This is a genomic window from Nakamurella sp. GG22 (genome assembly GCF_052976845.2).
In genome coordinates this window covers 130,182-142,063 of sequence record NZ_JBRIIO020000017.1, presented here as the reverse complement: position 1 = coordinate 142,063, position 11,882 = coordinate 130,182, and the positions used below count along the sequence as shown (strand labels likewise).

Below are 11,882 nucleotides of genomic sequence, written 5' to 3'. Positions count from 1 at the left end.
CCTCCAGATCCTCCAACGGCACAGCACCCGGCGGATCCACCGGCATCACCGGAACCCGCACCGGGTCCGGCACAACCGGCCGGGACCGCCGCCGCGGAGCGCTCTGCCACATCAACGACAGATCACCATCACCACCGTCGTCATCGGCGGTGTCGTCGCCTGCCTGGAACCCCATCATCTGCCATCCCCTGACCCTCAATCGAACACATGTTCGAGAGTAGACCACAGCACCGACAGCCACCGAAAACGCACGCCGAGGTGCGAGACCCGACCCGAACCAGGCGAGAAACGTTCCCGCGGAAACGTCTTCGCCAGAAAGGCGCCGGGCTCCGCGGTTCGGCCCCGGCCGCCGGATCATCGTCGGCTCAGGCCGGGACCTCATCGCTGATGGCATGCCGGGCAACGAACCGGAACCGGTCACCGCGGAACACCGACCGGGTCCACTCGACCGCCCGGCCGCCGGCGTCACGCCCCGTCCGGTGGACCAGCAAGATCGGAAGCCCGGTGTCCACGCCGAGCAGATCGGCTTCCACCGGGTCTGCCAGGGCGGTCTCGACGATGTCTTCCACGGAGGCCAACCGGATGCCGAACGCCTCGTCCAGCGTCATGTACAGCGACCCGCGCAGCGCCAGTTGGTCGGCCAGCTCGGGCAGCGGCCCGACGAGGTGCGCTATCTCATGGGCGATGGTCTCGTCCCCCGCAGTGCGGAGCCGCTCCACCCGGTGGATCGTCGTCCCGACGACAACCTCGAGGTGTGCACTCACGGCCTCGTCCGCGGGTTGCTCCCCGATCTTCAACAAGACGCTGCCGGGCCGGGCACCCTGAGCCTGCAGGTCCCTGGAGAAGGACGTGAGCTGGCGGACCTGCATGAGCTTGGGTTGAGCGACGAACGTCCCGCGTCCCTGGGTGCGTTCCAGACGGCCCTCCACGACCAACTCGGCGATCGCCTGGCGAACCGTCGTGCGGGAGGTCTCGAACCGCTCGGCCAGTTCGCGTTCGGTCGGCACGCCAGAGCCGGAAGCGAGATCCGCTATCAGTTCGAGGATCTCGCTCTTCACCCGGTAGTACTTCGGAACCCTCAACCGCTGCGGCCCTTCCGCGTGGAGAACGTCCAATGGTCTACGCCAATCACCTTAGCCATATTGGCGTAGACCAATCAAGCCCGTCGACAAGGGACACAGGGAGGGCCGGGCCACCCGAATCGAAACTGCCTCTTGACCCGTCGATTGGTCTATGCCAATCTATCACCGGTTGGTCTATACCAATCCAGACACACCACCTGCAGACTCACAGTCAGCCGGCGGCCACGGCGGACCGTCACACAGCGAGAACCACGGCAGCACGCAAAACAGCACGCAAACAGCACGCCACGATCCAGGATTGCCGACGTCGCGACCACGCACGTCCGGGCATCGAAAGCGGAGGTCACCGAGAATGAGCAAGGCCATACCAGCAGACAAGAAGTCGGAGAAGAAGTCGGGGCTCCGCATCCCCGGCTTCGCGCAGTTGCAGCGCCTGGGCAAGAGCCTGATGCTTCCGATCGCACTCCTGCCGGCCGCCGGCATCCTGCTGCGACTCGGGCAGCCCGACCTGCTGGGCAAGATCACTGTCCCGGTGATCGGCCCGTTCTTCCAGGCGATGAGCGCAGCGGGTGGTGCGATCTTCGCCCACCTGCCGTTGCTCTTTGCGATCGGCGTGGCCATCGGCTTCGCCAAGAAGGCGGACGGGTCAACGGCTCTCGCCGCGGCCGCCGGCTACCTCGTGATCGAGGCCGTCTTCGAGACGATGTCACCGGTCGTGCTCGAGGGGGTCCTCGATCAGACCGGCGCGCAGGCAGAGATCAACTACAGCGTGTTCGCCGGCATCGCCGTCGGTCTAGTGACCGCGTTGCTGTTCGACCGGTATCACACCATCAAGCTGCCGCCTTACCTCGGCTTTTTCGGCGGACGGAGGTTCGTGCCCATCGTGGTGTCGGTCGCCTGCCTGGTCATGGGCTTCGCGCTGAGCTACTTCTACCCGATCTTCGACGCCGGCCTGACCTCGGTCGGCCACTTCATCGGCGCCTCGGGAGCTTTCGGCGCCTTCACCTACGGGTTCGCCAACCGGATGCTCATCCCGCTCGGGCTGCACCACATCCTCAACACCTACATCTGGTTCATCTACGGCGACTACACGACACCGGCCGGCACCCTGGCTACGGGCGAGCTCACCCGCTTCGCCGCCGGCGACCCCAGTGCAGGACTGCTGACCTCCGGCTTCTACCCGATCCTGATGTTCGGGCTACCGGCGGCCGCACTGGCGATGATCCTGGTCGCAAAGCCCAGGCAGAAGAAACTCGCCATCGGCATCCTGTCCGCGGCCGGGCTGACCGCGTTCCTCACCGGTGTGACCGAACCTCTCGAGTTCGCGTTCATGTTCGTGGCCTTCCCGCTGTATGTCGTCCACGCACTGCTCACCGGCCTGTCGTTGGCGATCGCCTACCAACTCGACATCCATCTCGGGTTCTCTTTCTCCGCGGGTCTGATCGATCTGCTGCTCTACGGCACCGCACCTGCGGCGAAGAACATCCCGCTGTTGATCGGCATGGGCGTCGCCTTCTTCCTGGTGTACTTCTTCCTGTTCCGTTGGGTCATCATTCGCTGGAACATGCGGACCCCGGGCCGCGAGCCCGAGGATGAATTCGACGCCGAACAGGCGGCCAACCTTGACGACAATGCCGGATCGGCCTCCTTGTCCGGAGCGCCGACAGCGCCGGGCGGCGGAGTCGCGCTCGCGACCCGACCGGTCGCCGACACCAAGGCCGAGAAACTGATCGCCGCGTTCGGCGGCCGGGAGAACCTGGTGAACGTCGACGCGTGCATCACCCGGCTCCGCATGGAGGTGGCCGACAAGAACAAGGTCGACAAGGCGCGGCTCAAGGCCCTGGGAGCCGCGGGGGTGATCGAGGTCGGCAACAACGTCCAGGCTGTGTTCGGCACCCAGGCCGACGCGCTCAAGAACGACATCAACGAAGCCCTCGCAGGCAACACATCGGCACCGGCGGCTCCTACCCCGCCCGCACCGGCCCAGCCCCCGGTCGGCGACGACAACAGTTCGACAACAGGTGTTCTCGCCCCAGCTCCCGGCCGGGCCGTGCGCCTGGAACAGGTACCGGATGCGACGTTCGCCCAGGGCATCGTCGGGCACGGCGCCGCGATCGACCCGCCGCGAGAGGTCTTCGACGCACTCGCGCCGATCAGCGGCACGGTGCTGCAGATGCTGCCCCACGCCTTCATCATCGTCAGCGCCGACAACGTAGGTGTGCTGGTGCATCTCGGCCTGGACACTGTCGAGCTGAAGGGCGAGGGCTTTACTGCGCTGGTATCCAAGGGTGACAAGGTTGAAGCCGGCCAGCCGGTCATCACCTACGACGTCCCAGCGGTGGTCGCAACCGGCCGCAACCCGATCATTCCGGTGGTCGTGATGGACAAGAAGCCCGAGGACATCACGCTGGACGACGTGATCACGGCCGGCGGGCAGGTCGAACTCGGCCAGCGGCTGTTCACCGTCGGCAACTGAAAGAGGACCTCCCATGGAAATCGTGATACTCCCCGACGGGGCGGCGATCGCCGCGCTCGCCGCGGATGCCATCGAAAACCTGATGCGGCGCAAACCCACCGCGGTGCTGGGCCTTGCCACCGGGTCGTCGCCGCTCGCCATCTACGACGAGCTGACCACCCGGTGCAAGGACGGCAACGTGTCGTTCGCGCAGGCGTCCGGTTTCACCCTGGATGAATACGTCGGGCTGCCGGCCGACCATCCCGAGTCCTACCGGAATGTGATCGACAGGGAATTCGTCTCGCGAGTGGACTTCGCACCCGGCGCGGTGCAGGGCCCGGACGGCTTGGCCGATGACATCCCCGCCGCCTGCGCGGCGTACGAGGAGGCCATCGCCGTTGCCGGCGGGGTGGATCTGCAGATCCTCGGCATCGGCACCGACGGACACATCGGCTTCAACGAGCCCGGCTCGTCGCTGGCATCGCGGACCAGGATCAAGACGCTGGCCCGGCAGACCAGGGTGGACAACGCCCGATTCTTCGACGGTGATCTCGATGCGGTGCCGACCCACTGCCTGACCCAGGGGCTGGCGACCATCATGTCCGCCCGCCATCTCGTCCTGGTCGCCACCGGCGCGGGCAAGGCCGAGGCGGTGCACCACCTGGTCGAGGGCGCGGTCAGCGCACTGTGGCCGGCCACCATCCTGCAGCACCACCCGCACGCGACGGTGCTGCTCGACGGTGCGGCCGCGAGCCGCCTGCAGCTGGCCGACTATTACCGGGAGACCTACCGGGCCAAACCGGCTTGGCAGGGGATCTGATGGTGATCACCGCCGACACCGTCGTCACCGGCCGCGAGCTGCTGCGGCCCGGATGGATCGACGTCGCGGACGGTCTGGTGCTGGCGGTCGGTGCCGGCGACCCGCCCGGACGGCCCGATCAGGCGCTGGGTGCGGTGACGGTGGTGCCGGGATTCGTGGACATGCATGTGCACGGAGGCGGCGGCGGGATGTTCCCAACGGCGGACCCGTCGGAGATCGCCGCCGCAACAACGACGGCGGTCGACCTGCACCGCCGGCACGGCAGCACGACCATGATCGCCTCGTTGGTCACCGCACATCCGGACGATCTGCTGACGCAGGTGCGGGCGATGGCCGATCAGGTGCGGGCCGGCGTGGTCGCGGGGATCCACCTCGAAGGACCCTGGTTGGCAGCGAGACGCTGTGGCGCGCATGAGCTGTCCGCGCTGCGTGACCCCGACCCGGCCGAGCTCGACACGGTTCTGGGGGCCGGCGGTGGCACCATCAGGATGGTCACCCTGGCCCCGGAGCGAACCGGCGGCCTGGCGGCGATCAGGCGGATTGTCGACGCCGGCGCGGTCGCCGCAGTCGGGCACACCGACGCCACCTACGCCCAGGCGCAGGCGGCGGTCGACGCGGGTGCCACGGTCGCCACCCACCTGTTCAACGCGATGCGCCCCGTGCACCACCGGGAGCCGGGTCCGGTGCTCGCGTTGATCGAGGACCCGCGGGTGACCGTCGAGCTGATCACCGACGGGGTGCACCTGCATCCGGCCCTGTACCGGGACGTCACCCGCAGCGTGGGTCCCGACAGGGTGGCGCTGGTGACGGACGCGATGGCGGCGGCCGGAATGGACGACGGCGCCTACCTTCTCGGGTCGTTGTCGGTGGACGTCGTCGCCGGGGTGGCCAAGGTGGCCGGCACGGACACCATCGCGGGCAGCACCGCGACGATGGATCAGGTGTTCCGGTACGCGGTCATCAACAGCGGGCTCCCCCGCGACGACGCGCTGCTGGCCGCCGTCCGGCAGTCGTCGGTGAATCCCGCACGGGCGCTGGGACTGCCGGAGGCCGGCTTGATGCAGGGCGGGGCAGCGGATCTCGTCGTGCTGGACGACGAGTTGATGGTGACCGGCGTACTCCATCGTGGCTGCTGGGTGACCTGAGGTCACCCGTCGTTCCCGCTGTGCTGTGCCATGGTGGAGCGAAAACGGGGGCCATCGATGCGCACAGCGGACACGACGTGGGACCTGATCGTGATCGGCGGCGGAACCGCCGGGATCGTTGCGTCCCGAACCGCGGCCGGCTACGGCCGCCGTGGGTGTGCCGCGATCAGCCGGTGTTGTGTTGCCCGCCGGCTGATACAGACGGCCTACCCCCCGCGGAGGTCATCGGTGGCTCCCCATGTCCGGAATTGGTGTGTTGCGAGGACGGTCCCGATGAGCAACCACGCCGCCAGGACTGCCAGCGCTCCGAGTTGCAGATGCGGACCGGCCGGATCCAGGGCGGCGGCCAGCGAGTTCGCCACCGGTTTCATCGGCAGCAGGGAACCGATCGTGCTCATCCAGGACGGAGTGTCGCCGATGATGAACACGTCGGAGAAGAACGCGACCGGCAGCAGGATGCCCAGGCCCACCGCCGTCACCGCTTTGCTGGACGGCATTGCGGCGGCGAGGGCGATGCCGCACATGGCGAACGTCGTCACGCCGATGACGAGGATTGCGCCGGCGAGAAGCACACCGACCGCAGAGAACTCGGTGTCGAACCAGACGACCGCGGCGCACAGGATGAGTGCGGCCGTGACGACCGCGATCGTGATGGCCGAGATCGTCCCGCCGGCGACGTACTGACCCGGTCGCAGCGGCGTTCCTCGCAGCCGCTTCAGAACCCCGCGGTCCCGGCCCCGCATCACAGCTTCCGGCATGTTGATGAACCCTGTTACGGCAGCTCCCCAGGTGCACATGCCCGCGGCCAGCGCCACCCCGAACGTCGAGGCACCGGACCCGACGGCGTCGTCGGCGCGCGACGCGTTGGTCACCATCAACAGGGCGAACAAACCAACGGGCATCGCGACCGCGAAGAACGCCGACCCCGGGTCCCGCCGAGCCTGTGCGGCAGCATGCCGGACCTGGCCGCCGATCATCGCCCAGAACGTCGGTCGGCGAAGCGTGCGGGGCACCCGGTCAACCGGCGGCGCCGCAGCAGGAGCTGCGGCGGGTTCGGCGGCCGTCTGCGACAGGCCCGCCGAGCGTTCCGCTGACGGATCCCACCGGAACGTCCGGACGGCGACCACGGCGCAGCCCACCGTCCACGCCAGCATCAGCGCCAACACGCCGAGGTCCCAGCCGGGACCGGGGTGGTAGGGGTTGAACTGCTGCTGGATCGCCTCGCCGAACGCTTTGAGCGGGAACACCCCGGCGACCCGATCCACCCACTCCGGAAGGTCGCCACCGACGATGAACAGCCCCGACATGAACCCGAGCACGACCGCGGCAGCGATCGACCCCGCTTGCGCGATCCCCGCCGACCTGGACACCCCGGCAATCGCCATCCCCGCTGCGGTGAAGCATCCAAGAGCCACGATCACCGTGACCGCCGTTGCCGGCACGGTTCGCCAGATGATGTCCACGTCATAGGCCAGTGCGGCCACCACGACCATCGTCGCCACCGAGCCGAGCGCGAACACCACCGCGGCGCCGACCCGACCGGCCAGGTAAACCCAGGGGGGCAACGGTGTCCCCCGCACCCGCTTGAGGGTGCCCTGCTCCCGCGCCACCGCGAGACCGGCCGCCATGGTCGGCATCGTCGCGTACAGCACACCCATCACCAGAGCGAGCGGACTGACGAATTGCATGACTCTGAGCCCGGTGGTCTCATCGATGACCGCGTTCCCCGCGAGCGCCCCCAACAACAGCAGCCACGTCAGCGGAAACAGGAACGTGAAGATGAAAACCACCCTGGTATGCCACAACTCGACGATGCTGAAGCGGACTTGGTCCGCCAGCAAATTGAAGGTGCTGGGCCGGTGTGATTCTGTTCGGACCTGCAGGAGCTGAGTACTCATGATGACGGCTTCGTTCCGCGGTGGAGAGGTCCACCGCCAACCACTGCGTCCGCTGGGATCTCATCGTCGGACCCGAGCAGAGAGAGGTACAGGTCCTCCAACGACGGCCTGCTGACCGTCAGCGCCGGGAACTCCAGCCCACGTTGCCGGGCCCACCCGGTCAACGTGTGCAGCACCACGGTCGGGCGGTCCGTCCGGAGTTGCCATTCCAGACCCTCGGGCAGGAGCGGGCCACCCACGTCCGGCAACTCCGACAGCGCCACGCCGCCCGGGAGCCGGAACGAGATGGTCGACATGCCGCCGCCCGAGCCGATCTCGCTGGGTGTGCCGATGGCGACCAGCCGGCCAGCCCGCATCACCGCCACCCGATCCGCCAGATGCTCGGCCTCGTCCATGTAGTGCGTCGTGAGCAGCACGGTCTTTCCCATGCCCCGCAGACCGTCGATCAGCTCCCACGCGTGCCGGCGAGCCGACGGGTCGAACCCGGTGGTCGGTTCGTCCAGGAAGAGCAGGTCCGGATCTCCCACCAAGCCCAATGCCAAATCCAGACGGCGGCGTTGCCCACCTGACAGCCCCCGCACCCGGGCATTGCGCTTGTCCGCCAACCCCACCAGGCCAATGAGCCCGTCGACATCGAGGCGCCGCGGATACATACCCCAGTACAACCTGACCAGTTCCCGAACGGTGAAGTCCTCCTCCAACCCGCCGTCCTGCAACACGATCCCGATCCGCTCCCGGTAACTCCGACCTCCGGTGTCGGGGTCGCATCCGAGCACCTCAACCGCCCCGGAAGTCCTCCGCCGGTGACCCTCCAGGATCTCGACGGTCGTCGTCTTGCCCGCCCCGTTCGGGCCCAGCAACGCGAACACCTCACCGGCACCCACCGAGAAGGACACACCGTCCACGGCTGCGGTGCCCCCGTACACCTTCCGCAGGTTCTCCACCCGGATGGCGTCCATCCCGCCACCTCCTCAACACAACACAGCTACTCAACACAGCGCGAACGGCATTCGTCACGCCAGCGCACTCCCAGCCTTATCCACCGGACCCTCCGCCGGAAGGGGCGAAGGTCACCAGCAGCCCCCCGACGCCCCGCACCACTGCGACGAAAGCCTTTGTTCCATCGCACCTGTCATGTGGGAGAGAGAGCGGCGGCGAGGAAGGCGGTGACCCGGTCCTCCCACTCGGCCGGAGCGACCGTCAGGCCGGCGATATGGCCGGCATCGGGAATAACCCACAGCTCAACGGTTTCCGGCGAGCGGGACCGGATTGCCGTGTCCGCAGGGACTTCGTCGGGGGCGCTGCCGCCGGCGATGAGCAGCACACGGCGGGGGGTGGCGGCGGCGACGGCGTCACCCAGGCTGATCGGCGCGGTGACGTCGGTGAGCAGGGCGGTCAGCCCGTACGTCACGGAGTCCACGGCGAGCTGGATGCGTCCGCGGATCCCGTGCGCATCGGACAACCACGCCTTGTCGGCCAGGACCCGGTTGGTGGCTCCTTCAGCGACGACACCGCGGATCCGGGGGTCGGCGGCGAGCGCGCCGATGGCCTCTTCCCCGCCCAGAGACAGCCCGACGGCACCTATCCGGTGAGGATCGACATCAGGCTGCTGTTGCAGGAAGTCGACCGCCGCCGAGATGTCCTGCTCGCCGTACCAGCCGAACTCCATCGCTTGACCTCCGCTGCCGCCGTGACCGCGAGGGTCGAACAGCAGCACGCCGTAGCCGTGGCGCGCGAGCACAACGGCGTGATCCAGCACGGATGTTCGCGTCGACCCCGATCCCGGCAGCAGTACCACAGCGGCTTCATTCCCGGATGGGATGTACCACCCGGACAGCGTCACGCCGCCGGGTGCGGTCAACTCGACATCCCGATAGGGCAGGTTGACGTCGGCCGGCGTCGAGGCCCCGAGAGCCGCCCGCGGCGGATGGGTGGCGTACACCGCAATACCCAAAGGCAGGTAGAAGGCATAGCCGACGACGATCAAAACGGGGAGGGCCAGGACACGCCGCCAACCGTGCACCGTCCGCAGAAATGCCGCAACTGCGTAGCCGATCGCGAGCAGCCCGCCGAGGGCGACGATCACTGCGCCCACGGTGCCCACCGAGACGCGGCCACCGAGCAGCAGTGACAGGGCGATGACCGCGCCGCTGACGACGGCGGCGGCACCCAGGATCGCGAGAATCACGGCCACGGCCGGTCGAGCAACCGACCGGAGCAGGGAGGTGCCGTGACGGGACACCGCAGGCGGGCGGGTTCTAGGAGACACCGGCGAAGGCGGCATGGTGCGTCTGCCCGGAAGGGTCTTCGTCGGGCTCTTGTGCGGCGATGAGGTAAATGATCATGCCCACCAGGCCCATACCCAGGAGCCCGGTCACCAGCAGGACCACGAACCAGATCTTGTCGGGCGACTCCACCGTCCGGACCAGCGCCCCGATCCACGCAACGAACTGCCCGATGGCACCCCCGACGACCAGCAGTGCCCCGGCAACACCGACTCCGACCATCGTCCACCCGAACGCACCGGACCGGAATCCCACAACGTCGGGGCCGTCCATGATGAACGCGTCATTGGCCACCAGCGCGAGAAGCGCTCCGACCAACAACACCACCCCCGCAATCATCGCGACCAATGTCCACACGAAGATCTGCAACACTGTTCTTCTCGACATCACGAACACCTCCATGAATCCACAACACCAGGTCCTGTTCGAGCCGCCGCCGGCCTCATCCGCCTCGACGGTGAAGAGCATTCGCGCGGGCCATCGCCCCGATGAGCACACCTACCGCGGCACCCATTGCGAGAGCGGCCCCGATGACCGCCACACCACCATTTGTCACTCCGACAAGCACACCCGCGCCCGCCCCGAGGGCCGTACCGATGCCGGGCAGCGCGTCCACAAATCGATCGTCGGTGAAATGCCCGCTCGCCATTTGCTGCGCTCCTTTCCTCGCAACGCTTTCAACCGGTTCCACCGGTCGACGTGACCAGCACCGTGTTGGTCATCAGTTGATGGAACAATTCCGGCTGCTCAAAAATCGGACGGTGACCGGACGTCGGGAATTCGATCCACATTTTGTCCGGGGCTTCGAGTTGACTGAACCATTCGGCTGCCAGGTCAGAGCGGCCTCGGGGTTCGTAGCGACCTTCAGCGAGATAGACCGGGACGTCCAAGGTCGGCACGTCAACCCGGAAGTCGATCTGCTGCAGCTGCGGGTACATCAGCGCGAAGGAGTCGGACAGGCCGCGGGCGAGGTTGACCGTGTCGAGCAACCCGTACTCCCCCACCGGCAAACTCTCCGTCATCTGCCCCGCCCCCTCGGCGTTCACCTGGTGGTCGTACGGATACACGTCCTGCTCATACCCCAGGACAGTCGAATAGTTCAGGAAGTCCGTCCACGGCGGCGGGCCCATCGCAACCAGCTCGGCCGCCAACTCGGCATTACCCTCGGTCCGGGCCCACGCCAGCGTGTCCTCGTAGAAGATCAGGTCGGTCGCCCGCTGGCTGACCATCTGGCCCACCCCGACGAACGCGTGGAAAAGGTCCGGATGTGCCTGCACCGCAAGGACTCCCAGGGTGGTTCCCCACGACTGTCCGACGAGGTAGACCTTCTCCTGGCTGAACCGTTCGCGCAGGTAATTGCTCACTCCGGCGACGTCGTTGACCGCCTCTTGCAGCGTCAACGTCGACGTGGGCTCGATCTGGTCGTAGGAGGAGCCGGTCCCGCGCTGATCCAGAGTGACCACGACAAAGTCCTGCTCCAGCGCCTGACCGTGCCGGCGCATCGCCCCGAACTCCGCCCCGCCCGGCCCGCCGGCGAGGAACAACAACACCGGATTCGTGGCATCATCGCCGCGGATCAGCATCGACAGCTCGTGGCCACCGATCTCGGCGCGGGTGAGCTCGGCCACGCTCCCCGCTACCGGCTGCCCATCGACACCGACAATCGGTGCCGTGTGGCCCGGTCGAGCGACGAAGACACCCAGCACCACCAAGCCGATCGCGACAACTGCAGCGACACCTCGGCGGACGACCAGGCCCGTCGTGCCCCATCCACCGGGGCGTGCCGCAGGTTGGCCGTGCAATCGGCGGGCGACACCGGCACCCAGCGCTGCGCCCAGCGCCATCGGAACCAGGCTGAGCACGCCCTGAAAGCCTCGCCCGACCGCGGCTATCACGACACCGAGAAGGTTGGTCAGGTCCAGGGCGTCAACCGTCGGTCCAGCAGCGCCGAACCGGACCAGCTCGAACACCGCCACGAAGACCGCCGGCGCCAGCAGCATCGCCCACCGCGAGCGCATCACGAAGCCGGCGAACGCACCCACCCCGAATGCTGCGACCATCGCGGTCACCGCATGAAGCCCGGTGACGGGTCCGCGGGGAATCAGCCATCCGCTGAGCAGTCCGAAAGCAGCGGCGAGAGCGATTGCCGCCACCACCCCGAGGCGGCGATCGCGCCACATCGACAGAACCCAACCCG

The 11,882-nt window shown here is 67.6% G+C and carries 10 protein-coding genes; 4 read left to right on the top strand and 6 right to left on the bottom strand.

Annotation, left to right across the window (positions count from 1 at the left end; genetic code table 11):
• Positions 1–365: 365 nt before the first annotated feature.
• Positions 366–1,082 carry a GntR family transcriptional regulator gene (locus ACVBEQ_RS17670; RefSeq protein WP_447154614.1) on the bottom strand — a complete coding sequence of 239 codons (717 nt, stop codon included), beginning with the start codon at positions 1,080–1,082 and terminating at the stop codon, positions 366–368.
• Between the two features lie 352 nt (positions 1,083–1,434).
• Between ACVBEQ_RS17670 and ACVBEQ_RS17665 the strand changes: the two genes are divergently transcribed.
• Genes ACVBEQ_RS17665 through nagA form a run of 3 tightly spaced genes read left to right on the top strand, consistent with a single transcriptional unit; the run spans position 1,435 to position 5,502 of the window.
• Entirely contained in the window at positions 1,435–3,558 is a 2,124-nt protein-coding gene (locus ACVBEQ_RS17665) for a glucose PTS transporter subunit IIA (RefSeq protein ID WP_447154613.1), read from the top strand.
• 13 nt (positions 3,559–3,571) lie between these two features.
• Positions 3,572–4,357 (top strand): glucosamine-6-phosphate deaminase, encoded by a 786-nt coding sequence (nagB, locus tag ACVBEQ_RS17660; protein WP_447154612.1) that lies wholly within the window; start codon positions 3,572–3,574, stop codon positions 4,355–4,357.
• Positions 4,357–5,502, top strand: coding sequence for an N-acetylglucosamine-6-phosphate deacetylase (nagA, locus tag ACVBEQ_RS17655; protein WP_447154611.1), 1,146 nt, complete (start codon positions 4,357–4,359; stop codon positions 5,500–5,502). The genes nagB and nagA overlap by 1 nt, the downstream gene beginning before the upstream one ends.
• Positions 5,503–5,708: 206 nt before the next feature.
• Here nagA and ACVBEQ_RS17650 read toward each other — a convergent pair whose 3' ends face one another.
• The 4 genes from ACVBEQ_RS17650 to ACVBEQ_RS17635 all read right to left on the bottom strand — a co-directional run bounded on the left by ACVBEQ_RS17650 (position 5,709) and on the right by ACVBEQ_RS17635 (position 10,072).
• Positions 5,709–7,400, bottom strand: coding sequence for an ABC transporter permease (locus tag ACVBEQ_RS17650; protein WP_447154610.1), 1,692 nt, complete (start codon positions 7,398–7,400; stop codon positions 5,709–5,711).
• Positions 7,397–8,359 carry an ABC transporter ATP-binding protein gene (locus ACVBEQ_RS17645; protein WP_447154609.1) on the bottom strand — a complete coding sequence of 321 codons (963 nt, stop codon included), beginning with the start codon at positions 8,357–8,359 and terminating at the stop codon, positions 7,397–7,399. The genes ACVBEQ_RS17650 and ACVBEQ_RS17645 overlap by 4 nt, the downstream gene beginning before the upstream one ends.
• 173 nt (positions 8,360–8,532) lie before the next feature.
• Positions 8,533–9,594 (bottom strand): alpha/beta hydrolase, encoded by a 1,062-nt coding sequence (locus ACVBEQ_RS17640; RefSeq protein WP_447154608.1) that lies wholly within the window; start codon positions 9,592–9,594, stop codon positions 8,533–8,535.
• Positions 9,595–9,658: 64 nt separating this feature from the next.
• Complete coding sequence (locus ACVBEQ_RS17635) at positions 9,659–10,072, bottom strand: hypothetical protein (protein ID WP_447154607.1); 414 nt, start codon at positions 10,070–10,072, stop codon at positions 9,659–9,661.
• Positions 10,073–10,085: 13 nt separating this feature from the next.
• Here ACVBEQ_RS17635 and ACVBEQ_RS17630 point away from each other — a divergent pair, with 13 nt between their 5' ends.
• Positions 10,086–10,388, top strand: a complete 303-nt coding sequence (locus tag ACVBEQ_RS17630) for a hypothetical protein (protein ID WP_447154606.1) — start codon at positions 10,086–10,088, stop codon at positions 10,386–10,388.
• Here ACVBEQ_RS17630 and ACVBEQ_RS17625 read toward each other — a convergent pair.
• Positions 10,363–11,865, bottom strand: coding sequence for an alpha/beta fold hydrolase (locus tag ACVBEQ_RS17625; RefSeq protein WP_447154605.1), 1,503 nt, complete (start codon positions 11,863–11,865; stop codon positions 10,363–10,365). The genes ACVBEQ_RS17630 and ACVBEQ_RS17625 overlap by 26 nt on opposite strands.
• Positions 11,866–11,882 lie beyond the last annotated feature (17 nt).